Here is a 25,016-nt window from a genome sequence, read left to right as displayed (position 1 = left end):
AACATACACAACAAGCCTTTTGCAGCGCAGCAAAAAAATATTAACGGTAAAGTATGACATTCAAGAGACAGAACAATAGTTCAAATATCGCACTAAAAAAGAGCAGAAAATTAATCTCACGCAATATAACAGCCCTTAAAGTTAAAAAACTTTAGCTGACTCGATTAAAAATTAAAGAGATTAAATAACGCTCTCCAAAGGAAACGTTAGATAAAAAAGAAGAGATGATATAGAGGTTTTAGCTATAAAAAGCCAAACAAGGGAAGGTAAAACAAAGAATCGCGCAATATGGAACAGAAAGGCATTTAACAAAGGGCTTATCAAACACGGATAACAGCTTCTAAACATTTTCCTCTCAACAAAAAATAAAAAACACTCGACATTGTCATCGAGTGTTTCAATAAGCAATACCTAGCTTCTAGGTTTCGGAATTGGCCAGATTATCTAAACCCCGCTCAACCATAGCCACGGCACTAAAGATAGCCCGCCCCTTATTCATTGTTTCTTTCCACTCTAGTCGCGGAACTGAATCAGCCACAATTCCAGCACCTGCCTGAATATGCAATACATTATCTTTAATAACAGCAGTTCTGATCGCTATAGCCGTATCCATATTGCCATTCCAAGATAGATACCCTACCGCACCACCATAAACACCGCGCTTAACCGATTCCATCTCATCAATAATTTCCATAGCCCGTACTTTAGGCGCGCCACTCAACGTACCTGCAGGCAACGTTGCACGCAAAACATCCATCGCTGACACATCAGGTTTCAACTTTGCATTCACATTGGAGACTATATGCATAACATGGGAGTAACGTTCAATCACCATCTTATCGGTAAGCTCTACCGCACCGATCTCAGCAACTCGACCTACATCATTGCGCCCTAAATCGATTAACATTAGATGTTCAGCAATCTCTTTAGGATCGGCAAGCAGCTCCTTCTCCATAGCAAGATCTTCTTCCGGAGTCGCTCCTCTCTTACGCGTTCCAGCAATAGGACGCACACTTACCTGCCCTTCTTCAACTCGAGCAAGAATTTCTGGTGACGACCCCACAACATGAAAATCATCCAGATTAAGAACATACATATACGGTGAAGGATTTAAACACCGCAATGCTCGATATAGATCCAACGGTTTACTACTAAAAGGAATGGACATACGTTGGGAAATGACACACTGCATAATGTCACCATCCAAAACGTATTCTTTAATTTTATCCACAGCTTCGATAAATGCCTGCTCTCCGAAACTAGATTTAAATTCGGATTCATTGACAATTCGTTGCTGCCCAGACGACTTATCACCATAAGGTGTTGCGGACCTTAGCTGGAGTACAAGCTCATCAAGGCGACTCTGCGCTTTCTCATATGCATTAGCTTCTGCAGGATCAGCATGACAAATCAGCACTAATTTCCCAGCAAGATTATCAAATACAACCAACTCATCTGAAAGCATTAAAAGAATATCAGGCGTACCTAAAACATCCTCAGGACAACTATCTTTTAAACGTTTTTCCACATACCGAACACAGTCATAACCAAAATATCCAACTAGACCACCGTTAAAGCGAGGTAAACCCTCTATTTCAGGAACGCGATAACGTGCCTGAAAACTTTCTACAAAATCGAGCGGATCATCTACTTGATGGCTCTCGATTAGCTCATCTTCCTCAAAAATAGAAACATTCTCACCGAATATCTTTAAAACTGTTCGACTAGGCAGACCAATAATAGAATAACGCCCCCACGTCTCACCGCCCTCAACAGACTCCAGCAAATAGCTATAAGGTGCATTCGCTAACTTTTTGTAAGTAGAAAGAGGGGTATCTAAGTCCGCCAATACCTCACGCGTAACAGGGATACGATTAAAATTCTGCGCGGACAGTTCCGCGAACTGTTCTGGTGTCATGATAGGTCTCTCACAATGCCGATAAACTGTATTTTAAGACGTACTGAGCAGCACAATATAGAGGTAGGTACAGTAATAAAACTGGGATATGAAATCCACAACTCTGTTTGATATATAAAGTTGAGATTAAAGGATATCAAGCCTGCCTAAACTAACGTCTGCTTATGTAAAAACTTCAGACACGCCATCGCCATGACTCTCGAAGAGCAGCGAAATAAACACGTACCGTAATTTTCATTAGCATAGCTGTAGTAAGTAACATTACGTCAGGCTTAGATTTAAGTTAAAGAGAGATAAACCATATAGCAGCAACTAATTTGAATCAACCACCATCAGCAGGAAATATAACTAAATCAGTTTTTCTATACCAGCAGCCGCGAGAATCACCAGCAAGGTTATTAAGGAAGTAGCAAAAAAAAGCCTCGGATAACCGAGGCATAAATAAGTGCTGTGATAAAATCTAGCCTTGTTTCTAACTTAGGTCTCGAACAATAAAAAACTAAAACTCCAAGCCAAAAAACCGCCTACAGCTTGAAAGTACGCCTATGCTACCCAATCAAAAAACAACAAAAAAGTCGACTTTAATATCAAGAACAATCACTTTTTACGAAACGCTTCCACAACACACTCACAAAAGCAGATCTAACCTATCCACAATCAAATCCGGCTTAGCGAGAGATATAGCTTCGCCATGGTTATAACCATAAGGCACGCATACAACAGGACAACCTGCAGCTCTTGCTGCGCTAACATCATTAATAGAATCGCCCACCATTAATGAATTTTCAGCTGTGACATCACATCGACGCATAGCATCCAACAACGGCAAAGGATCTGGCTTTTTCTTAGCCAAGCTATCGCCCCCTAATACGACACTAAAAAACCGCTCCAACCCAAATCCAGTTAACATTGAGTGGGTAAAGTCTATCGGCTTATTCGTTACAAGGCCTAGCTTAATATCTTGCTCCACTAAGCCTTCTAAACATTCCAGAGCACCGGGATAGAGCTGACTTTGGTCCGCAGTAGCTTCACCGTAAAAACGCAAAAATAAAGCATACGCCTGTTCAAATAAGCTTTCATCAACCATCGCAGCATGAGAAGCATGAGAAGCATCCAGCAAAGCACGTCGTACTAGAGCCGCGGCACCTTTACCTACCCAACCAATCACTTTATCCACACCGGCTTCAGGCAAACCTAGAGCAAGTAGCATTTTATCAATAGCACAAGCGAGATCGGGAACACTATCAACTAGCGTCCCATCCAAATCAAACATAACAAGATCCGGATACTGCCCACCAAAAAGCTGACGCACAATCAACGACCTACCAATGCTAATTGTTCACGCATTTGCTGAATCGTTGCCGCATAATCATCCGTATTAAAGATGGCAGACCCTGCCACAAAAGTGTCTGCGCCTGCTTCAGCAATCTCTCTGATGTTACCCACACCAACGCCCCCATCAACCTCTAAACGAATATCTAAACCACTTTTATCAATAATTTCACGTGCCTGACGAAGCTTATCCAGTGTTCTTGGAATAAACTTTTGTCCACCAAAACCTGGATTAACCGACATCAGCAACACCATATCAACCTTATCCAGAACATACTCTAAATGACTCAACGGCGTCGCAGGGTTAAATACAAGGCCCGACTTACAGCCCGCATCTTTAATCATCTGCAGAGAACGATCCACATGCTCTGAACCTTCAGGATGAAAAGTGATATAACTCGCGCCTGCTTCAATAAAGTCACCAATAAGACGATCAACAGGCTTTACCATCAAATGCACATCTATAGGCGCTTTAATACCGTGTTTACGTAATGCGCTACACACCATTGGCCCAATTGTAAGATTAGGTACGTAGTGATTATCCATAACATCAAAATGAACAATATCCGCCCCCGCAGTTAATACATTCTCAACCTCTTCACCTAAACGCGCGAAATCAGCAGACAATATCGAAGGGGCGATCTTAAAATCAGGCATATTTTTGATCCAAAAAGTATAGAGTTAACCCATTTTAACGGAGCAAGCATCTTGCTGTCAGCCTACATCTTACTCATAATCAGAAATATGAAACTTATACTGCCTATTTTAGCCTCTCTATTTACATTCACCTCACTCAGTTACGCGGCTGACAATGAGGATTCGACCGCTGCCCCACCGGAGGCCACAGCACCGCTATCCCCAGCGGCTCAAAAATCTCGAATCGAACCTAGTTTAGATGAAAATAGAATTCAAGAATTAGTAAAGAACACACCTGAAGAAACAGAACTACTTCAATTAGATACAGGCAAAGCCGACGAAAAACTTATTGGTTTTTACCGCACGGAAGGTAGCGGTATCACTCAAGGCGGTATTATTATATTTCCTGACCAGAACACTCATATGGCATGGCCAGACAACCTAAAATACCTAAGTGAAGGATTATCTGAATTTGGATGGTATACATTAGCTATCTATCTACCGCAACCAGCAAGACTACCCATTCCAGAAAGAACACTACCTACATTATCCAACCTCACCCCAACAAACCCTTCGAGGGAAAGTGAAGACTCGGAACCAGCCAATAATGCACCTTCAGCCAAAGAGATAACCTCCACCCCGACGACAGACACCCCAAAAGACGAAGCTACCGATACTCCGAAAGAGCCCTACGAAGAGACTATTTTCCGCCTAGGTAAAACAGCTATTAGCTACATGGAAAGCCGCGAGAATTTAGACCGATTCATCATTATTGGCGTAGGAACCGGAGCCACTTGGGCCGCACAGTACGTTAATAAATTTCAAGAGGAGCAAGATCTTAGACTTCTAATGGTTGACGCTAAGTCTCCAGCAGACAACTCGCTACCCAGCCTCTCTACCATACTTCCGGAGATCAAAGATACAATTATTGACCTGCACCACAGCTCACCCAGATCATCCGCGATAAACCTAACACAAAACGCCCCGAACAGCCGATTACGGCTAGCTCGCCATAATAAAATGAATAATTTCCATCAGAGCAGAATGCCTGCTATGACTGATAACTGGAAGCGAAATAACTCTTGGCTGCTAAAGCATGTACGCGGCACAATAAATACTTATGTAATAAAAGCTGAAGAAGCCGAGCGCGCTATAAAGCTCAACAACAAAATACCCAACAACGAACAAGCGCCTGGGCAATAATTCCTTTAAACCTCAATTAACATAACAAGAGATCAAGCGTTACGAATCACGTGCATTTTTAATCCGCTCATAAGCTGCCTGAATCTCTTGGCACTTTTCTTTAGCTATCTCAATCATCTCTTCAGGTAAGCCCTTAGAAACTAGCTTATCTGGGTGATGCTGACTCATATGACGGCGATAAGCCTTCTTCACTTCCGCATCACTTGCATCACTACGAACACCCAAAACAGCGTAAGCATCTTCAAGCATCACACCACTATCGACACCATCATGCCCATGACGATAGAAATCACGTTCTGCTTTAACCCGTGATATTACTTCTTCTACGGAATCAACACCAAAATCCAACAACTGACACACAGCATCAATTACCTTAAGCTCAGCTTCACTCACTTCACCATCAGCCATAGCAGCTTGCAGCTGAATCTCTACGAACATGAGTTTTACGGTGGGCCTAGATCTCAGCATAATAGATAGAGGTTTAAGGACTTTACTTAAATCGAACTCAGGATCTTTCCCTTCTGAAAAGAAAGACATCGCCTGCAATTTACGAGACTCATCCAAACGCATCTGGACCATTACATTTCGTGCGTACTGAATTTCATCTTCAGTCACTCGACCATCTGCCTTCGCTATCCTCCCCATTACGATAAAGGTTGCTTTAAAAAAAGCCTCCTGAGGGTTCACTGCAGCCGCTGCACCTTTAAGGGCTCTACCAACCAAAAAGCCTACAAAACCGCCAAAAACTATCCCCCACAATCCGCCGGTAAACAAACCAACCGCCGCCCCCAACAGGATTGACGTAGAATACTTTTTAAAGACTGAGCCCAGCTCTGCGCCTTTTTGCTGTGGATCAAAAGCCATCTATTTTTTGCTCCTGTACTAAATAATCAATCTGTCGCAAGCGCTCCGGAGTGCCGACATCGGCCCAAAAACCGTCATACACAGCCCCACGAGCCTCGCCTTTGACAATAGCTTCTCGCAGAATAGGTCCCAACGCAGTAACCTCCCCCTCCACCAAATCGGCAAACATCTCTAGTGGCAATACACTAACACCACTAAAAGTGTATTTCTCCCCACGATCCGCATACAACCGCCCTTCATTCAAACAAAAATCCCCTTCTGGATTATGGGCCGGATTAGGCACTAGCACCAAATAAGGTGATTTATCAGCCAACTGATTGAGCGAAGAGTAAGGAAAGTCCGTAAAAACATCACCATTAACTAAGATAAATGAGGTTTCATCTTTAGATTCAAGCAGCGGCAACGCTTTTCTAATACCACCCGCAGTTTCTAATGGCTCCGCTTCTCGAGAGAAGACGATATTAGCACCAAACCGTCTGCCATCACCTAGATAAGCTTCAATCTGATCACCTAACCAGGCGTGATTAACGACAATATCACTAAAGCCTGCAGCCACTAAACGCCGAACATGATATTCAATCAAAGGAACGCCAGCTATTTCCAAAAGAGGCTTAGGGGTTATCAGCGTAAGCGGTCTCATCCGTTTCCCCATACCAGCAGCCAAAATCATTGCTTTCATTCAACAACCCAATTATTCAATACATCAGCATCAAAATACTGACTTTTCTGCATACGAGGCACCACTTTTTGCACTAACCAGCCAGCAATGGGCTTCAGTTCTTCTGTTTTTGCTGCCACTGCAATCAAATAGTTCATAGTACGAGGAATATCAGACAAATAACCTGATTTACCATCACGGATATTTAATCGAGCAAAAATCCCAATGGCTTTTAAATGACGCTGAGCACCCATAAGATCAAACCAGCGAACAAAATGAGCCTGATCTGGCATCATCTGCCCGTTCTCAATCAAACTTAGGCGATACTGTTCTACCCAACGATACACCTGATCATCAGGCCAGCTGATATAGCAATCACGCAATATAGAAGCAAGATCGTAAGTGACCGGCCCCTCAACCGCATCTTGAAAATCAATTACACCGGGTGCTTTACCCTCTCGGCACATTAAGTTCCTAGAATGGAAATCTCTATGCACAAACACTAATGGCTGCTCTAGCGCAGAATCGATCACATAGTTAAATAGAAACCTAAGCATCTGCTGTTCATCGACATCTAATTCAATCCCTAAAAGCTTCTGTAAAAACCACTCTCGGAACAACTCCACCTCTCTATCCAGAAGGGTGCGGTCATAAAGAGGTAGTACCGCAGGCTTGCAGCTTTGTATAATCAATAAACTATCTAATGCATCAGCATAAAGCTGCTCAACAGAAGACTTATTTAATTTATTTAAATAAAGATCATCGCCAAAATCCTCCAACAGCATAAAGCCTTGCTGCAAATCATATCTATGCACGTGAGGTACTGAAACAGCTATTTTTTCCAACTCAGCAGCAATTGAGACAAAAGGGCGGCTATCTTCTTTTTCCGGTGGTGCATCCACAGCGATCCAACTCGCACCATTAGATTTTGCACGAAAATAACGTCGAAAACTCGCATCTCCAGAGACAGGTAGTAGTTGCCATTCACTAACATCAAACAGATTGAACGCCAATAGCTCACGCCCTAACCATTGCTTCAACTGCGTATATCGCTGATCCATTAAACTGTTTCGCCCTATATCTTAAGCTTATTTTTCGCCTATTATTACACTCCACCCCCTTAAATGGGTACAACATCACTCGATATAAGTATAAAGAACCGAACAATCCACATAAAAAACAAGCGAATGCTACACTCGCCGCGGAGAATGATTTATCATTCTCCGCTTTATACTTTGTTTAACAGAGGTTCGGGCAATTACCGGATTCTCCGGAAACTGCTGAAACGGATTTAGTTAATAGATGCCCTTCGCCAAACGTTCAACATATACGCTAACAATTGCTATCAGTGCTGCATTACTTTCTAGCTATGCAGCTGCGGAAGCGACGACTCCAGACCAAGAGATGGCCTGGAGCTGTAATATGACTAAAGATGGTGAATGGGATTGCTCCGCTGACGAAGAAGCCGTCAACACTGTTGAAGAAGCAGAGCCGGTACAAAGTAGATCTGAAACAACATCAAATACAGCCCAAGACACTAGCAAAGCAGCAGATTCGGTTGACATTCAGCCGGCACCAACAGCCATTGCTGCACCCATTACAACAGTCCGTCCCGAGAAACCTCAACAAACAAACTCGCAGAAGAAGCGCGAACCAATGACAAAACCACCTGCTGTTGCGGTCAAGCCAACATCAAATGGTGTTTGGGATTGCGTAGCGAACCAAGCAGGTGAGTGGGTATGTAATGGAGAGGAAGGAAGCACTCAAGCGATCGCATCCCAACCAGCAATTAAAAACGCCCAACCAAAACCAGTACAAACCGCACCAGCTGCGGTAAACACACAACCAATAACAACGGCTGAAGTTATCGGAAATGAGTGGCAATGCAGTACATCTGCCAGTGGCGATTGGGATTGTAGCAAAGTAAATATCCACGCTCTTTCAGTCCCTAGCGGATATAAAAATAAAGGTCCATCAACTCCAACTTATATCACAGAAAACCCATACTCTCACTTAGATTGGGCCTATTACAGAAACCCTGTTGGGCAACAGTGTGCAGGACGTTATCTAGAACCAAAATATCCAATCACAGGTGATGAAAAGCTTGATAATCCACCGTTATATTTTGAAGCTGATACATCCTCCACCATTATAGGTGGACTAAGCCAACTATCAGGCGGCGTTCAAATGCGGCAGGGCCAGCGACGCTTAAATTCAAGTAATGCTGAACTCGATCAAGTAACCAACAAAGCCCGCTTTGATGGCAACGTACAATATAGAGAGCCAGGCTTACTACTACTCAGCGACAATGCTCAAGTTGATACAGTCACTTCTGAAGCTATCTTCAGTAATACTCACTATGTTATGCATGAGGAAGGACTAAGAGGTAGGGCAGATCGGATTATCCGTTTAGAAGATGAGCGCTTGCGTATGGAAAATGGCGATTACACCTACTGCCCTCCTTACAGCGAAGCGTGGCAACTCCATGCCGATAGCATAGTTATTAACAAACAAGAGGGATACGGTGAAGCAGAGGATGCTGTACTACGCGTCGCTGGTGTCCCTATATTTTACACCCCCTACTTTACCTTCCCTATTGATGATCGTCGCAAATCAGGTTTCTTATCGCCCAGCCTAGGCTATAGCGGCGACAGTGGTTTCGATGTTTCTGTACCTTATTATTTCAACATTGCACCAAATCTAGATGACACATTAACGACTAGGCTAATAACGGATCGCGGGCTTATGCTAGAAAACGAGCTCCGGTATATGAATAGTTGGTCAAAAAACACCATCAATACAGCTTACATTAATAACGACGATGTTATCGATGACAACCGCTGGCTACTAGGTATAGAGCACACTGGCCACTTTGCTGATAACTGGCACACAAATGTAGATTACACCGCAGTAAGTGATGACGATTACTTCGATGACCTAGATACCAATTTAGAAATATCTCGCCAGAACCATTTAGATAAACGGGCTGATCTCTCCTATATTAAAGAAAACTGGCAATTTAGAGCCAGAGTTCATGATTTCCAAACAATCGACACCAGCAGTGATGCACCTTATAAACGCCTGCCTCAGTTAAGACTAACCGGCGCTGAAAACTTCGGCGCAGGCGGGGAATTTAAGTACTTAACTGAATACACCCAGTTTGATCGTAATTTAACGGGGCTCACTGGAAGTGATCGGATAATAGGTGAACGACGATTTATACAACCTACGTTAAATTATAGATGGCAAAACCCTTGGGGATACCTAAAACCTCAACTAGGGCTTTGGAGCTCTTCATATTCACTGGAAAATCAAGTTTCAGGATATGACTCAGACCCAAGTATTAACGTTCCGATCCTCAGCGTAGATAGTGGACTCTTTTTTGAACGCCCTATGTCTAATGGCGGCATCCAAACCTTAGAACCAAGGTTCTTCGCTTTATATGTACCTGAAGAAGACCAAGACAGCATACCCAACTTCGACACCTCTGAGCTAACATTTGATTACAGCTCACTGTTCCGCACTAATCGTTTCAGTGGTTCGGATAGAATCGGAGATGCCGAACAACTATCGTTAGGTATTAGTACTAGGATTTACACAGAAAGCGGCTTTGAACAAGCAAGTTTCAGCATAGGCCAGGCCTACTATTTTGCTGACAGAAAAATCCAACTCGATAACACCGACCCCGACGAAACTAGCGGTCAAAGCGATATAGCAACACAAGCCGCCTGGAACTTATCTCCCAATTTTAGGGTCAGCTTAGATACCATTTTAGATAACAGCGATTACAAAGTTTCAGAATCTAGCGCCAGATTACGTTATAACAGCGACTCCAATCATCGATTCAACTTTAGTTATCGCTTCAAAGATACAACAAGGGAACAAACTGATTTATCATTCATCTGGCCACTTGCCAATAACTGGACAGGTATGGGACGTTGGTTATATGACATCCAAGACAGCGACAGTCTTGAAACAGCCCTGGGTGTCGAGTATGAAAGCTGCTGTTGGAAAGTTAGCTTTGCAGGGCGCCGCTGGCTTGATGACACAGATGAATTTGATACAGGCATTTTCCTTAAATTTACCCTTAAAGGACTCGGCTCATTCGGAAGCGGCGATAGCAGCTTCATGGATGACATAATCGGCTATGAAGAGCGTGAAGAGCAAAATGAAGACTAAGCTCAGAAAAATATTTTCAATCACAGCATTAACTCTGCTAATCCCCACTCACTCAGCACTGGCGGACGCAGTTCCGCTCGACCGAGTGGCCGCCGTGGTTAATGACGGCATTGTTATGCAAAGCGAGCTTGATCAACGCGTTGCGATAACTCGTGAACAACTATCCGCCCGCAACACAAAGTTACCTCCCGATAATATCTTCCGCAAGCAGGTTCTAGATCGATTAATATTGGAAAGCATTCAAAAACAGCTTGCTCTACAGCAAGGGATTCGTATCTCTGATAGCCAGCTCAACAACACCTTAAACGGCATCGCCTCACAAAACGGCTTATCATTAGAGCAGTTCCGCGAAGCATTGATCGCCGAAGGACGGAACTACGCCCAAGTCAGAGAGCAAATTCGCGGCGAATTACTACTTAACAGTGTCCAGCAAAATATGGTCAACCGACGTATTCGCGTATCAGAACAAGAGCTCGACAACTTTTTGAAATCCGAAACAGGCCAAAGCCAGCTGTCTGCAGAATATTCCTTAGGGCATATTTTGATTGCTACCCCCTCTCAAGCATCACCAGAGATGATTCAACGAGCAGAAAGAATTGCTAAAGATATTCACACTAAACTCGAAAATGGAGAGGACTTCTCCAAGCTCGCCGTGGAATTTTCCAACGCACCTAACGCACTTAATGGTGGCGACCTAGGCTGGAGAAAGGCCGCAGAATTACCTGAAACTTTAGGGAATGCAGCGCGCCAACTTTCCCCCTCAGAATTCAGCAAACCTATACGCTCATCAAGCGGCTTCCATATCATTCTAATGAAGGATAAACGCGGCGGTTCAGTACAATTAGTAGAGCAACGCCTTGTAAGCCACATATTACTTAAACCAAGTGAAATTAGAACGTCCGCTCAGGCGCAACAACAAATAATGGATATCAAAAAACGAATCGATAACGGCGAATCATTTGCATCATTAGCAAAAGAGTTTAGTGATGATCCTGCGAGCGGTTCAGAAGGCGGGTCTCTCGGCTGGACTCAAGATGGACAGATGGTCCCTGAATTTGAAGAGGTGATGAACAATACACCTACAGGGCAAGTATCAGCACCTTTTGAATCACGCTTTGGCTGGCATATCCTAACCGTCCTAGATAAACGCACCCAAGATCTAGGCGAAGAGATGCAAGAAAACCGTGCACGAGCCGTTATCCAAAAACGTAAGTTCAATGAAGAACTAACTAATTGGTTACGCGAGATACGTTCACAAGCTTATGTAGACATCAAGGAGTAATCAGCTTGGGGACGAACCGCCTTGTCATTACACCAGGTGAACCTTCGGGAATTGGCCCTGACTTGTGCATTCAAATTGCACAGTTAGGGCACATTGATGAGTTAGTTGTCATTGCTGACCCAGAGCTTCTTCGTCAACGGGCGAAGCAATTGCAACTTCCGCTCAACATTGAGCAATTCGACCCCACTCAACCCGCATCACCAACACCAGCCAGAACATTAAAAGTAATTCCCGTTCCGCTGAAAGCAGACGCCATCCCCGGAAAGCTCAATACCGCAAATGCGGAATATGTTTTAGCTACATTATCCCTAGCAGCTAACGGCTGCTTAGATGGTACTTTCTCTGCACTTATTACAGCACCGGTTCATAAAGGTGTAATCAATGACGCCGGCATACCCTTCAGTGGCCACACAGAATTTCTCGAAGCATTAACAAAGACAAGTAAAGTGGTCATGATGTTAGCAACCGAAGGGCTACGTGTTGCTTTAGCCACCACCCATTTACCACTTCGAGAAATAGCCGATGCGATCACACCCGCCTTACTGACCGAAGTGATTGAAGTCCTCAATCAGGATCTAAAATCCAGTTTTGGAATTAAGTCGCCTAAAATATTGGTCACAGCTCTTAATCCCCATGCAGGCGAAGGCGGCCATTTAGGTATGGAAGAGATTGAAGTTATTGAACCTACTCTGGGAAAATTAAAAGCTAAAGGGATTAATCTAATCGGCCCCCTCCCCGCCGATACCTTATTTACCGAGAAATACCTACAAACCGCTGATGCCGTATTAGCTATGTACCACGACCAAGGCCTTCCCGTGCTAAAATACAAAGGTTTCGGCAAAGCAGTAAATATTACCTTAGGCATGCCCATTATCCGTACGTCGGTCGATCATGGCACAGCACTCGATTTAGCAGGCACAGGAACTGCAGATCTAGGAAGCCTATTAACAGCAATAGATTATGCTGGCGAAATGTCTCGCCATCGTAGCCAACTCGCGAACTAATTCATGAGCAAAAAACCAATAGCACATAAAGCCCGAAAACGTTTTGGGCAAAACTTCCTGCATGATCACGGCGTTATTCGCCGTATTATCCGTGCAATTTCACCTCATGAATCAGACCAAATTGTTGAAATTGGGCCCGGGTTAGGTGCCTTAACTGAAGAACTGTTATCTGAAGCAGGTGAGTTAGATGCAGTAGAGCTCGATAGAGACCTTCCACCCATCTTACGTACTAAGTTTTTTATGTATGGGGACAAATTTCGTATTCATGAAGCGGATGCAATGAAATTTGATTTCTCACAACTTCGCAAAAACGAAAAGCGCCTACGTATAGTCGGAAACCTACCTTATAACATATCAACCCAATTAATCTTCCACCTACTTAGCCATTCAGACAATGTGGAAGACATGCACTTTATGCTACAAAAAGAGGTGGTTGATAGAATGGCCGCTGGGCCTGGTGAAAATAACTACGGTCGACTGGGAATTATGGCGCAATATTACTGTAATGTGGAATCGCTATTTAAAGTACCACCCGGTGCTTTTAACCCTGCCCCAAAAGTAGATTCAGCGATCATACGCTTAACGCCATATCATGAATTACCCTATACCGCCGAAGATATCGAGCAATTCCAAGTGGTCGTAAGAACTGCATTCAATATGCGCCGCAAAACTTTACGTAACAATCTAAAGCCATTACTCAGTGCCGAAGCACTCGAGAGCATTGGAATTGATCCAACACTACGTCCAGAACGATTATCAGTTGCTGATTTTGTCACTATAAGCAACTACCTTACTCAACACAAAGGCAAAGAAAAAATTAATGGATAATATGTCGCTTGGGGATAAAATAACTATAGAAGTCAACACAGCCTATCTGGATAAGCAATCTGACCCCGATAGCAAGCGTTACGTGTTTTCTTACCAAATTACAATTACCAATCACAATCCCATTCCAGTACAGCTTCTAAATAGATATTGGTTAATTACCGATGGAAATCAACACATTCAAGAAGTCCAAGGGGAAGGTGTCGTAGGTGAACAGCCTGTTATAAAGCCCAACTCAAGCTACACTTATACTAGTGGTTCAGTGCTCACCACTAGCGTAGGAAGCATGCAAGGGCATTATGAAATGAGCACCGATGAAGGCGAACTGTTTAAAGCGCCCATCACCCCATTTACTTTAGCCAGTCCAAACGCATTACACTAATTAACACGATCAGAGTCGCACTTTATGGCTATATATGCGGTTGGGGATATCCAGGGCTGTTATCAAGAGCTCAGACTTCTCTTACAACAAGTTCAATTCTCCGAGAGTGACCAACTATGGGTCGCAGGCGACTTAGTTAATCGCGGCCCCCAGTCTTTAGAAACCTTAAGGTTTATCAAAGCCTTAGGGCCTAGAGCCACCTGCGTACTGGGCAATCACGATCTACACCTTTTAGCCGTGTATTTTGGTGCAACCCGTCATAAACGCAGCGACACACTGACACCCATTCTTCAAGCGCCCGATAAACACGAATTGCTCACATGGCTACGTAAACAAAAACTCATGGTTTACGATCAACATGCAAAGGTCGCTATGGTCCATGCCGGCATCCCCCCATGCTGGAGCATTAGCAAAGCACAAAAACGCGCAAAGGAAGTCGAAAAAGTACTCGACAGCACGCTTGCAGGTGAATTTTTTAACCACATGTATGGTAACCAACCCAATACCTGGTCACCCCATCATCAAGGCTGGAACCGCTTAAGACTCATTACTAATTACTTTACACGCATGCGTTTCTGTACAGTAGAGGGTAAATTAGACTTTTCAGCAAAAGGTGATTTAGCTTCGCAGCCTCACGGTCATAAACCTTGGTTTCAATTTCCGCGCAAAGATCCAAATGAGCAAGATATACGTATTCTTTTTGGTCACTGGGCTGCATTAGAAGGGGAGGCAAAAGCCGAGAATGTCTTTGCCTTAGATACAGGGTGCGTGTGGGGCGGAAAACTCACAGCATTACGTTTAGATGATATGCAATTATTTAGTACACCGTCCATCACGGCAAAACCACCTTCACCTGAAACCAATAACGATACAAAGGTAACCGAATGAGTGAATTCCAATGTATAGACTCCACCCAAGCAGTTGCTCTGCTAGAAGACGGCGCAGAAGTCGTTGATATACGTGACCCTCAAAGCTTTACACAAGGCCACATTTCAGGCTCGTTCAACCTTAGCAATGAAAACATGCACCAATTCATGCATGATGCCGACATGGATAAACCCTTATTAGTCTGTTGCTACCATGGTATTAGTAGCCAATCCGCTGCCCAGTTCTTAGCTGAACAAGGATTTGACCGCGTTTACAGCATCAACGGCGGTTATGAAGCATGGCGTGCAGAACAGCCAACGCTATGTGAGCAAAGCTAATGCAAATTTATCTGGTAGGTGGTGCGGTTAGAGATCACCTCTTAGGTTACCCTGCATTTGATAAAGACTGGGTTGTTGTCGGTGCTACGGCAGAAGAGATGCTATCTCAGGGCTATCAGCCTGTAGGCCAAGATTTTCCTGTCTTTATCCACCCAACAACAGGCGAAGAATACGCACTTGCCAGAACAGAACGTAAGTCTGGCAAAGGTTATACCGGCTTCAACTATCATGCCGATCCCTCTGTGACACTAGAAGAGGATCTACTCAGGCGAGATTTAACAATTAATGCAATGGCATTAGGCCCAGATAAGCAACTGATTGACCCCTACAATGGCCAAGAAGATCTACAAAAAAAGTTACTACGCCATGTATCACCTGCATTTTCAGAAGATCCATTAAGAGTACTACGCGTAGCCCGCTTCGCCGCACGGTACGCCCACTTAGGCTTCAGTGTCGCAGATGAAACTCTGACACTTATGCACCAGTTGTCACAAACGGATGAATTAGAACATCTGACCGCAGAACGAGTCTGGAAGGAATTTGAGCGTGCATTAACTGAACGATCACCGGAAATTTTTTTGCAGGTGCTGCATCAAGCGGGCGCCATCACAAAAGTACTGCCTGAGTTCACAGACACCCTTAATGACCCTGATTTTTGCAAGAACTTTGCCACGCTCTGCCATAAAAATGAGAGCGCTATTATTCGTTTCGCCGGCCTACTGTCCTTAGCAAAAAACATCAACACCCTAAGTTTTTGTGATCGTTTACGCGCACCTAACAGTTACAAAGACCTTGCTCTGCAATGCAAAAAACACCACCAGCAGCTCGCCCAATTCGATCACCTAGATGCACAAACAAAGCTAAACACTTTGCTGCAATTAGATCTGATTCGACGCCCACAGCGTCTGCCGCAATTACGTCTGTGCTTAGATACGCTCCACGATACCGTACAGCTCGATAGCCTGCCCCCTATTCTAGAGCAGATAGCCCTAATTCAACCTAAGCAACTTATGGCTGAAGGATTTACGGGGCCCGCATTGGGAGAAGCGATCAACAACCGCCGCCTATCTATCTGCCAACAATTCAATCAGGAGACATAATGAATAAAGTAGCCTTAATTACAGGTGCAGCCAAAAGAGTTGGCTCAACTATCGCCGCACACCTTCACGCCCAAGGCTACTCAGTTATAATTCATTACAACGCATCCCTTAATGAAGCAGAGGCTCTTGCAAACAAGCTCAATAATATCCGCCCAGGTAGCGCTGACATACTTCAAGCTGACCTAAATATAATGCACGAGGTCGAGCAACTAGCAAATAGCAGTCTTAATAAATGGGGACGCATTAATCTACTAATCAACAACGCATCAGCCTTCTATCCCACACCTCTAAACACAAGTACACAAGAGCAGTGGGATAATCTAGTAAACTCCAATTTACGCGCACCCTACTTTCTAAGCGCCGCATTAAGCCAAACCCTTCGTCAAAACAACGGCTGCATTATCAATATGATTGATATACACGCACAACGAGGGCTACCAGGTCATCCTATTTATTCGATTGCCAAAGCAGGACTAGAGATGATGACTAAAAGCCTTGCCAAAGAACTGGGGCCAGAAGTTCGCGTTAACGGCGTATCACCCGGGGCTATTTTATGGCCCGATGTAGGCTTATCTCAGGCACAACAAACGGCTATTTTAGATAAAACATTACTAGGAAAAACAGGTGATGCAGAAGATCTAGCAGAAGCCGTCTACTTTTTAGCCAATGCAGACTATATTACCGGCCAAATACTCGCAGTAGACGGTGGAAAATCACTTTATAGCCATTAATTCTGAGTTTAAGTACGACAAGGAAGCTGATGCCCTGCCCACTCAAACTCAACCGTCCAAAGCTTCTGCTGGTTTTGAGAAGAACCCCACAACTCAGCATAGGTCATATCTAATTCAGGGTGTTTTATATCGGGTGCAATCTCTGCTAACGGCTGCAACACAAATGCATTTTTTGTCACTTCGTCTCTAGGTAACTGAACACCCGAAAACACTCCAACATATTGATCATAAGTTAAAATATCAATATCTAAAGTACGACCACTAAACTTCGGCCCTTTTCGGCAGCGCCCATTATCATCTTCAATACGCTTCAATCGCTTAGATAATTCAGAAACGGAGAGCTCCGTTTCAAATTCAGCGACAAGATTAAGAAAGTTATCCCCCTCAAAACCAACCGCTTCACTTTCATAAACAGAGGAGATCAACAATGATCCAAAATGCTGTTGAAGCGCATCCAGCGCAGAACGGGTGTAACGCTCTCTATCAGTATTACTACCAACACTCACAAAAACCTGAGCCATTAAAACCGCTCTCCACGCTCAATAATTACACCTACATCAGCAGCTTTCGGTACAGCTCCCGGCTTACCTAAGCGCAAACGCAACCATTTAACAGAAAATTCATTGATCACAATGTCTGCAATCTGTTCTGCCATAGTTTCAACCAGCAAAAATTCACTTTGCTCAATAAACTCAATTAAACGATCAGAAACCGATTTATAGTTAAGCGTATTCTCTACATCCTCGGTATTCGCTGCTTGACGGATATCCGTGCCCATCTCCAAATCGAGATTAACTCGCTGACGAATTTCGCGCTCCCAGTCATAAATACCTATAACTGTTTCCACTTCTAACTCTCGAATGTACACTAAATCCATAACTCTACTCTTGGACTGATAATGACCGATACTGGCTTAATCACCATTGGACTAGTTTTTTTAGCCTATCTTTGGGGCTCTATCCCCACAGCCGTACTTGTTTGTCACGCATTAAATATTTCCGACCCTCGAAAACAGGGCTCAGGCAATCCTGGAACAACCAATGTACTCCGTATAGGCTCACGTAAAGGGGCACTCGCCACTCTTGCAGGCGACGTAGGCAAAGGCATCTTAGCACTTTTACCTTGCTCCATTTTACAACTACCTAGCACTGAACAATCATTATGTGCCCTAGCCGCTGTAATAGGGCACCTATTCCCTTTGTTTTCTTCATTTCGGGGAGGCAAAGGCATAGCCACAGCACTTGGGGTATGCGTAAGCCTATTTTGGCCAATCGCCATACTGCAAACATTTGTGTGGTGCCTCATTTTCGCTCTAAGCCGAACAGCCTCAATGGGGTCAATTGCTACCGTCCTAGTCACCCCTATACTCGTTTGGCTGGCCGCACCAGCCTACCTTCCCGTGATATTAGTGATCTCAGTCTTACTTTTACTCAGTCACCGAAGAAATATAAGAAACTTGCTACAAGGTAAAGAACCTCGTTTTTAGGTGCAAGCTAAGATCCTACCTATAACGCAGCAAGCGTATCTAATGGCCAACGGGGTTTGGTAATTATTTCCAAGCCACTCTGCTGTCCTGCCATTAATCGTTGACAACCTGCATAAGCGATCATTGCACCATTATCAGTACAAAACTCAGGACGCGCATAAAATAATTCAGCTCGTTCTTTCAGCACCATCTCTTCCAGTCGTTCACGCAATCGCTGATTAGCACTAACACCACCCGCAATAATCAGTTGTTTAAAGCCCGTATGCTGCAGAGCCCGTTTACATTTAATCGCTAACGTATCGACCACTGCCTCTTCAAAAGCTGATGCAATATCACAGATAGTTTGTTCGTCAATATATCCATTCTCATCGCGATGATCATTACTGGTATTCAACGTATACGTTTTAAGTCCTGAAAAACTCATATCCATACCGGGGCGATCAACCATTGGTCGGGGAAAACGAAAACGCGTGCGGTCACCCCGCAAGGCATGCTTGGCAACCAAAGGGCCACCAGGATAATCAAGTCCAAGCATTTTAGCTGCCTTATCAAAAGCCTCACCGGCAGCATCATCTAAAGACTCTCCAAGCAGGGAGTATTGACCTATACCATCCACTTGAACTAGTTGGGTATGGCCTCCTGACACGAGCAAAGCTACAAAAGGAAAAGATGGTGGCGTTTCTTCAAGCATAGGCGCCAACAGGTGCCCTTCCATATGATGTACACCTATAGCAGGTATACCCCAAGCCAACGCCAAAGCTCGTCCTGTTGATGCCCCTACCATCAGTGCTCCGATCAGCCCAGGACCTGATGTATAAGCAATTGCATCAACATCGCCTTTTTTTACGCCCGCTTTTTGAAACACTTCATCAAGTAGAGGTAACAGCTTACGCACATGATCCCGGGACGCCAATTCAGGTACTACACCACCATACTCAGCATGCATTTTTACTTGGCTATATAAGACATCTCCTAACAACCCTTGTTCACTATCATAAATAGCAACACCCGTTTCATCACAAGATGTTTCAATTCCCAATACGCGCATTCTGGACTCACTCACCTTAAGACCAATAGAGGTTTGCGCGCATTATACCCTTGCCATCCACGACCTGCACATAAAATAGCGCAAAGCGGCATTAACTGCTTTACTTAACTTAGCGAAAGGAATAGAATTTTGCGCCTTGCCATAAAACCGTCTGTTTTATGGCAATTTTTATTGCATTTAACTCAACAATTTATAGGGTTTGTTAAAACATGCCAGCTGTAAAAGTTAAAGAAAACGAGCCATTTGATGTAGCTCTACGTCGCTTCAAACGTTCTTGCGAAAAAGCAGGTGTATTAGCTGAAGTTCGTCGTCGTGAATTCTACGAGAAGCCAACATCTGTACGTAAACGTAAAGCAGCAGCAGCTGTTAAACGTCACGCTAAAAAAGTATCTCGCGAAAACGCACGTCGCGTACGCTTGTACTAATACACGAGATATACATTAGATCCCATTCAGGTAATTAGAGGTGAGTCATGTCAGAGCTTAAGCAGCAAATCACTACCGAGATGAAAGCTGCAATGCGTGCCAAAGATAAGGAACGCTTAAGCACTATTCGCATGATGTTAGCCGAACTCAAACGCATCGAAATTGATGAACGCATTGAGCTGGATGATACCCGAGTTCTTACGGTGCTAGACAAAATGTCTAAACAGCGCCGCGACTCTATCTCGCAATTTGAAGAAGCGGCACGCATGGATCTTGTAGATGCTGAGCGACGGGAGTTGGAGGTGATTAAAACTTTCCTGCCGCAACCGCTTACCGAAGAAGAAGTAGCAGCTATTGTCAAAAAAGCTGCGGAAGAATCTGGCGCACAATCCATGCAAGACATGGGTAAAGTAATGGGGCTCATCAAGCCTCAGGTACAAGGTCGCGCCGATATGGGAATTATCTCCAAGCTCGTCAAATCGCAATTATCCAGCTAAACTGCCGCTGAATATATTCAGCAGCTAATAATATGGCCGGACGCATTCCACAAAGTTTTATTGATGACCTTTTAGCACGCGTTAACATCATTGACGTGTTAGATGGACGTGTCCAAAAGCTAAAACGAGCTGGAAAAAACTACTCAGGACTTTGTCCATTCCATAAAGAAAAAACCCCCTCCTTTTCAGCCAATCAAGAAAAACAGTTTTACTACTGTTTTGGCTGTGGCGCAGGCGGCAACGCCCTTGGGTTTCTTATGGATTACGAGAACATCAGTTTCCCAGAAGCGGTTGAAGAACTCGCAAAAACCGCCGGAATGGAAGTACCCCGCGACGACTCGCCTCACCAACGCGAAAAAGACCAGCAACTAAAAACGCTATACACACTTCTTGACGCTGCTACCACCTATTATGAAGAACAACTCCGCAACAACGACACCCGCACAGATGCAGTAAACTACCTCAAATCTCGCGGACTGAGCGGACAAGCAGCCAAAGCCTTTTCTATCGGCTTCGCACCTTCCGGTTGGGATAATCTACTTACCCACCTAACCGATGGCGATTTAGAGAAAGCAAAGCAACTAGAAGAAGCCGGCATGCTTATCCACAATGAGGAGAGAGATAGCCGCTACGATCGATTCCGCAATCGCATTATGTTCCCAATTAGAGATCAACGGGGCAGAACAATCGGTTTTGGTGGACGCGTACTCGGAGATGATAAACCTAAATACCTTAACTCACCCGAGACACCAACCTTCCATAAAAGCCGAGAGCTTTACGGTCTTTATGAAGCTCGAAAACATAACAGCAAACTAGATAGACTGATCATTGTTGAAGGTTACATGGATGTTGTCGGCTTAGCACAATATGGGATCCACTATGCCGTAGCGACTCTAGGCACAGCAACAACGGATCAACACCTAGAGCGACTCTTTAAAATTGTCCCCGAAATCATCTTTTGCTTTGATGGGGATAACGCAGGGCGTGAAGCTGCAGTACGCGCACTTAAAACAACTATGCCCGTAATCGAAGATGGTAAAGAGGCTCGTTTTCTCTTCTTACCTGAAGGTGAAGACCCTGATAGCTTAGTCAGGCAGGAAGGTGAAGTTGCATTTAGCGAGAGACTCTCAAAAGCACAACCTTTGTCGGAATTCTTTTTTAAAAGCTACTCAGAAAATGCGGATTTAGATAGCATGGATGGGCGCGCGCGATTTAGCACAGAAGTATTACCGACCATAAACTCAATGCGACCTAGTCTACTGCAACAGATGATGCTGGATCGAATATGCGAGTTGACCAACCTATCCCTCGAACAATTACAAACCACCGTCAACTTCCATGAAGCCATCACACCCAGCACCCCTCAAACAAGCCCGTCAGTTCAGACTGAAAGCACATACAGTGAATATGATTATCAGCCAAACGATCATGCACACTACGCCGATAGCGAAAGGCATGATTACGATACAGTAAATACTTACTCACCCCATAACAGGGATGAATTCAACAGCAATAACGTTAAAAAAAGCTTAAGGCCATATCAACAACGTCCAAGTAACACCGAGCTATCTTTTGCTGCTAAATTAATTGCTCTACTGCTACATTACCCACAACTTGCCAGCGCTCACCAGTTCCCCGAAGGGTTAAAACTATCTGAAGAACAAGATATAAAACTACTGATTCAGCTTATCGACTACTACTCTTCCAACCCAAACGCCACACTTGGGCAATTAGCCGTGGACTGGCGAGAAGATGAGAAGCTCTCACAAACCATCATCAACCTTTACGAGATATCTACCTCTTTAGAAATACATTCAGAAAACGATGCACGTCTATACTTAAAGGACTCTCAACACGGATTAGAGCTAAAGGCACTGGAACTTGAGATCTCAGCCATCCAGAAAAAACACCAGCTTAGCAAAGAAGAAAAACTACTACTCGCGCAGAAGCTGCAAAAGACTCATCAGTTGAAAAATATCGTAAAAGATTAACCCCACCGCCCTTGAAAAAACCTCTCACCGGCACCATATTAGTTAACGAATTACAGGATTTTTACAGCAAGTTGCTGAATATAGTCTATTTTTAACAGGTAATTCAATAAAACAAGCATGGCCTTTCCCCTAGCAAATTAGATACTTCATCGTTATAATGGCCTGCTCAAATTTTCATCCATTTTTTCAAGTCACAGGGTCTTATGTCCGATACTTCTCAGCAACAGCAGTCTCGCCTCAAGGAATTGATCGCGCGTGGTAAGGAACAAGGCTACCTTACCTACTCTGAAGTCAATGACCACCTACCTCAGGACATTGCCGATCCGGATCAAGTAGAAGATATCATCCGTATGATTAATGACATGGGTATCTCCGTGTCAGAAGAAGCTCCGGATGCAGAAACACTTCTAATGACCGAGGGCGATTCAGCCGAGGTAGAAGCCGATGAAGAAGCCGTTGCAGCATTAGCAGCCGTAGAATCAGACGCTGGCCGCACAACAGATCCCGTCCGCATGTACATGCGTGAAATGGGTACTGTTGAGCTGCTGACCCGAGAAGGCGAGATCAGCATTGCAAAACGCATCGAGGAAGGCCTGCGCGAAGTTATGTCTGCTGTAGCATGCTTCCCCGGCACCGTTGATGCAATTATCGAAGCCTATGACTTAACTATTGCCGAAGAAGGTCGCCTAAGCGATATCTTTAGTGGCTATATAGATGCTGATGACGATGATGTTATACCTCCACCAGGCCCTGTTGCATCAAGTGAAGACGATGACGACGATGAGGAAGAGAAAGAAAAAGGCCCAGATCCAGAAGAAGCCGCACGTCGCTTTAGTTTGGTTCGTGAACACCTTATCGCCTTAAAAGATGTAGTAGAAAAACATGGTCGTGGCACTAAAGAGTACCGTAAAGCGCAAGACGCATTAGGTGAAGTCTTTTCACCTATCAAGCTATCGCCTCGATACTATGAAGCCCTTGTTGATAGAGTACGCTCCACAATAGAAAATGTACGCCGACAAGAACGCATCATTATGCGCATCTGTACACAGCGCGCAAAAATGCCGCGTAAAATGTTTATAAAAGAATTCCCAGGTAACGAAACGAACCCTGAATGGTTCACCTCTGTTATTGAGTCATCAAATGACTATGCTCGCGCAATCAAAACAAACTTGATTGAGCTTAAACGCGCGCAACGCAAACTGATTCAAACTGAAAACGAGACAGGTATTAGTTTAACTGAGATCAAAGAGATCAACCGCGCCATGTCAATTGGCGAAGCACGTGCTCGCCGCGCGAAAAAAGAGATGGTTGAAGCTAACCTACGTCTTGTAATCTCCATCGCCAAAAAATACACCAACCGTGGCTTACAGTTCTTGGATCTCATTCAAGAAGGTAACATCGGTCTTATGAAAGCAGTTGATAAATTTGAATATCGCCGCGGTTATAAGTTCTCGACTTATGCTACTTGGTGGATTCGTCAGGCGATTACGCGATCAATTGCCGACCAAGCGCGTACTATTCGTATTCCAGTTCATATGATCGAAACGATCAACAAGCTGAACCGCATATCCCGCCAGATGCTACAAGAGATGGGTCGTGAAGCGACACCGGAAGAGCTAGCTGAACGCATGGAGATGCCTGAAGATAAAGTACGTAAAGTATTGAAGATTGCTAAAGAGCCAATCTCAATGGAAACACCGATCGGTGACGACGAAGACTCAAGCCTAGGCGATTTCATTGAAGATATCACCATCTCTTCACCTGTAGACTCTGCAACCGGCGAAGGCCTACGCGAAGCAACACGTGAAGTACTAGCAGGGCTGACAGTGCGCGAATCTAAAGTACTGCGCATGCGTTTCGGCATTGAGATGAATACCGATCACACCCTTGAAGAGGTTGGTAAACAGTTTGATGTAACCCGTGAACGTATTCGTCAGATCGAAGCCAAAGCACTTCGCAAGCTTCGTCACCCAAGCCGCTCAGAACATCTACGCGGCTTTATTGACGAGTAGTAAATTCTTTTAAATCAAACTATTGCGCCAATGATTCTGACTAGGTATTATTGGCGCCCTCTCCTTTTAGGAGAACCTCAAACCAAATGATATTAACTCAGTTTTGATAAGTATTATTTTGGTGTCGCAAGAGAATTCTTGCTTCTGGGGGCCTATAGCTCAGTTGGTTAGAGCGCTCGACTCATAATCGATCGGTCGCAGGTTCGAGTCCTGCTAGGCCCACCATTTTATTTAATTA

24 protein-coding genes and 1 tRNA gene are annotated in these 25,016 nt (G+C 44.2%); 16 read left to right on the top strand and 9 right to left on the bottom strand.

Annotated elements, in window-relative coordinates:
* Positions 1–418: 418 nt before the first annotated feature.
* The 3 genes from trpE to rpe all read right to left on the bottom strand — a co-directional run bounded on the left by trpE (position 419) and on the right by rpe (position 3,907).
* A complete protein-coding gene (trpE, locus tag ACOQOE_RS03640) occupies positions 419–1,918 on the bottom strand; it encodes an anthranilate synthase component I (RefSeq protein ID WP_420554912.1) in 1,500 nt (499 codons plus the stop codon).
* A 628-nt stretch (positions 1,919–2,546) separates the two neighbouring features.
* Complete coding sequence (locus ACOQOE_RS03635; RefSeq protein WP_420554911.1) at positions 2,547–3,230, bottom strand: phosphoglycolate phosphatase; 684 nt, start codon at positions 3,228–3,230, stop codon at positions 2,547–2,549.
* A gap of 2 nt (positions 3,231–3,232) precedes the next feature.
* The gene (gene rpe, locus ACOQOE_RS03630) at positions 3,233–3,907 is read right to left on the bottom strand and encodes a ribulose-phosphate 3-epimerase (RefSeq protein ID WP_067865268.1); all 675 of its coding nucleotides are present in this window, start codon (positions 3,905–3,907) and stop codon (positions 3,233–3,235) included.
* Positions 3,908–3,994: 87 nt separating this feature from the next.
* Between rpe and ACOQOE_RS03625 the strand changes: the two genes are divergently transcribed.
* Entirely contained in the window at positions 3,995–5,089 is a 1,095-nt protein-coding gene (locus ACOQOE_RS03625; protein WP_420554910.1) for a DUF3530 family protein, read from the top strand.
* A gap of 39 nt (positions 5,090–5,128) precedes the next feature.
* On the opposite strand, the gene djlA is transcribed toward ACOQOE_RS03625, so the two are convergent.
* Genes djlA through ACOQOE_RS03610 form a run of 3 tightly spaced genes read right to left on the bottom strand, consistent with a single transcriptional unit; the run spans position 5,129 to position 7,672 of the window.
* Entirely contained in the window at positions 5,129–5,953 is an 825-nt protein-coding gene (gene djlA, locus ACOQOE_RS03620; RefSeq protein ID WP_067865262.1) for a co-chaperone DjlA, read from the bottom strand.
* Positions 5,943–6,632 carry an N-acetylmuramate alpha-1-phosphate uridylyltransferase MurU gene (gene murU / locus ACOQOE_RS03615; protein WP_420554909.1) on the bottom strand — a complete coding sequence of 230 codons (690 nt, stop codon included), beginning with the start codon at positions 6,630–6,632 and terminating at the stop codon, positions 5,943–5,945. Before murU ends, djlA begins: the two co-directional genes overlap by 11 nt.
* Positions 6,629–7,672: an aminoglycoside phosphotransferase family protein gene (locus ACOQOE_RS03610; RefSeq protein WP_067865255.1), complete on the bottom strand. Its 1,044-nt coding sequence runs from the start codon at positions 7,670–7,672 to the stop codon at positions 6,629–6,631. The genes murU and ACOQOE_RS03610 overlap by 4 nt, the downstream gene beginning before the upstream one ends.
* A 241-nt stretch (positions 7,673–7,913) precedes the next feature.
* Between ACOQOE_RS03610 and ACOQOE_RS03605 the strand changes: the two genes are divergently transcribed.
* The 9 genes from ACOQOE_RS03605 to ACOQOE_RS03565 are packed head-to-tail and all read left to right on the top strand — an operon-like array spanning position 7,914 to position 17,319.
* Positions 7,914–10,790 carry an LPS-assembly protein LptD gene (locus ACOQOE_RS03605; protein ID WP_420554908.1) on the top strand — a complete coding sequence of 959 codons (2,877 nt, stop codon included), beginning with the start codon at positions 7,914–7,916 and terminating at the stop codon, positions 10,788–10,790.
* On the top strand, positions 10,780–12,072 hold the full coding sequence (locus ACOQOE_RS03600; protein WP_420554907.1) for a peptidylprolyl isomerase: 1,293 nt from the start codon (positions 10,780–10,782) through the stop codon (positions 12,070–12,072). The genes ACOQOE_RS03605 and ACOQOE_RS03600 overlap by 11 nt, the downstream gene beginning before the upstream one ends.
* 5 nt (positions 12,073–12,077) lie before the next feature.
* Positions 12,078–13,076 (top strand): 4-hydroxythreonine-4-phosphate dehydrogenase PdxA, encoded by a 999-nt coding sequence (pdxA, locus tag ACOQOE_RS03595; RefSeq protein ID WP_420554906.1) that lies wholly within the window; start codon positions 12,078–12,080, stop codon positions 13,074–13,076.
* Positions 13,077–13,079: 3 nt separating this feature from the next.
* Positions 13,080–13,904 carry a 16S rRNA (adenine(1518)-N(6)/adenine(1519)-N(6))-dimethyltransferase RsmA gene (gene rsmA / locus ACOQOE_RS03590; RefSeq protein ID WP_067865243.1) on the top strand — a complete coding sequence of 275 codons (825 nt, stop codon included), beginning with the start codon at positions 13,080–13,082 and terminating at the stop codon, positions 13,902–13,904.
* On the top strand, positions 13,897–14,283 hold the full coding sequence (gene apaG / locus ACOQOE_RS03585) for a Co2+/Mg2+ efflux protein ApaG (protein WP_420554905.1): 387 nt from the start codon (positions 13,897–13,899) through the stop codon (positions 14,281–14,283). Before rsmA ends, apaG begins: the two co-directional genes overlap by 8 nt.
* Before the next feature lie 24 nt (positions 14,284–14,307).
* Entirely contained in the window at positions 14,308–15,171 is an 864-nt protein-coding gene (locus tag ACOQOE_RS03580) for a symmetrical bis(5'-nucleosyl)-tetraphosphatase (RefSeq protein WP_420554904.1), read from the top strand.
* On the top strand, positions 15,168–15,488 hold the full coding sequence (glpE, locus tag ACOQOE_RS03575; protein ID WP_067865234.1) for a thiosulfate sulfurtransferase GlpE: 321 nt from the start codon (positions 15,168–15,170) through the stop codon (positions 15,486–15,488). Before ACOQOE_RS03580 ends, glpE begins: the two co-directional genes overlap by 4 nt.
* Positions 15,488–16,588, top strand: a complete 1,101-nt coding sequence (locus ACOQOE_RS03570; RefSeq protein WP_420554903.1) for a hypothetical protein — start codon at positions 15,488–15,490, stop codon at positions 16,586–16,588. Before glpE ends, ACOQOE_RS03570 begins: the two co-directional genes overlap by 1 nt.
* Positions 16,588–17,319 (top strand): pteridine reductase, encoded by a 732-nt coding sequence (locus tag ACOQOE_RS03565; RefSeq protein ID WP_420554902.1) that lies wholly within the window; start codon positions 16,588–16,590, stop codon positions 17,317–17,319. The genes ACOQOE_RS03570 and ACOQOE_RS03565 overlap by 1 nt, the downstream gene beginning before the upstream one ends.
* Before the next feature lie 8 nt (positions 17,320–17,327).
* Here ACOQOE_RS03565 and folK read toward each other — a convergent pair whose 3' ends face one another.
* Together folK and folB are read right to left on the bottom strand one after the other, a co-directional pair.
* Complete coding sequence (gene folK / locus ACOQOE_RS03560; RefSeq protein WP_420554901.1) at positions 17,328–17,840, bottom strand: 2-amino-4-hydroxy-6-hydroxymethyldihydropteridine diphosphokinase; 513 nt, start codon at positions 17,838–17,840, stop codon at positions 17,328–17,330.
* The gene (gene folB, locus ACOQOE_RS03555) at positions 17,840–18,196 is read right to left on the bottom strand and encodes a dihydroneopterin aldolase (RefSeq protein WP_067865222.1); all 357 of its coding nucleotides are present in this window, start codon (positions 18,194–18,196) and stop codon (positions 17,840–17,842) included. Before folB ends, folK begins: the two co-directional genes overlap by 1 nt.
* Before the next feature lie 21 nt (positions 18,197–18,217).
* Between folB and plsY the strand changes: the two genes are divergently transcribed.
* On the top strand, positions 18,218–18,805 hold the full coding sequence (gene plsY / locus ACOQOE_RS03550; protein ID WP_067865205.1) for a glycerol-3-phosphate 1-O-acyltransferase PlsY: 588 nt from the start codon (positions 18,218–18,220) through the stop codon (positions 18,803–18,805).
* A 19-nt stretch (positions 18,806–18,824) separates the two neighbouring features.
* On the opposite strand, the gene tsaD is transcribed toward plsY, so the two are convergent.
* A complete protein-coding gene (gene tsaD, locus ACOQOE_RS03545; RefSeq protein WP_067865202.1) occupies positions 18,825–19,853 on the bottom strand; it encodes a tRNA (adenosine(37)-N6)-threonylcarbamoyltransferase complex transferase subunit TsaD in 1,029 nt (342 codons plus the stop codon).
* A 209-nt stretch (positions 19,854–20,062) separates the two neighbouring features.
* Between tsaD and rpsU the strand changes: the two genes are divergently transcribed.
* The 5 genes from rpsU (at position 20,063) to ACOQOE_RS03520 (ending at position 25,003) form a co-directional block, all read left to right on the top strand.
* Positions 20,063–20,278, top strand: a complete 216-nt coding sequence (gene rpsU / locus ACOQOE_RS03540; protein ID WP_067865199.1) for a 30S ribosomal protein S21 — start codon at positions 20,063–20,065, stop codon at positions 20,276–20,278.
* Positions 20,279–20,325: 47 nt separating this feature from the next.
* Positions 20,326–20,775 carry a GatB/YqeY domain-containing protein gene (locus ACOQOE_RS03535; protein ID WP_067865195.1) on the top strand — a complete coding sequence of 150 codons (450 nt, stop codon included), beginning with the start codon at positions 20,326–20,328 and terminating at the stop codon, positions 20,773–20,775.
* A 32-nt stretch (positions 20,776–20,807) separates the two neighbouring features.
* Positions 20,808–22,766, top strand: coding sequence for a DNA primase (gene dnaG / locus ACOQOE_RS03530; RefSeq protein WP_420554900.1), 1,959 nt, complete (start codon positions 20,808–20,810; stop codon positions 22,764–22,766).
* A 203-nt stretch (positions 22,767–22,969) separates the two neighbouring features.
* Positions 22,970–24,778: an RNA polymerase sigma factor RpoD gene (gene rpoD / locus ACOQOE_RS03525; RefSeq protein WP_420554899.1), complete on the top strand. Its 1,809-nt coding sequence runs from the start codon at positions 22,970–22,972 to the stop codon at positions 24,776–24,778.
* A 148-nt stretch (positions 24,779–24,926) separates the two neighbouring features.
* Positions 24,927–25,003, top strand: a tRNA-Ile gene (locus ACOQOE_RS03520).
* Positions 25,004–25,016 lie beyond the last annotated feature (13 nt).

The sequence above is a fragment of the Neptuniibacter marinus genome, from assembly GCF_965223595.1.
Taxonomy (GTDB): Bacteria; Pseudomonadota; Gammaproteobacteria; order Pseudomonadales; family Balneatricaceae; genus Neptuniibacter; species Neptuniibacter marinus.
The sequence above is the reverse complement of the archived record's forward strand: the minus strand, read 5'-3'. Positions and strand labels throughout refer to the sequence as shown.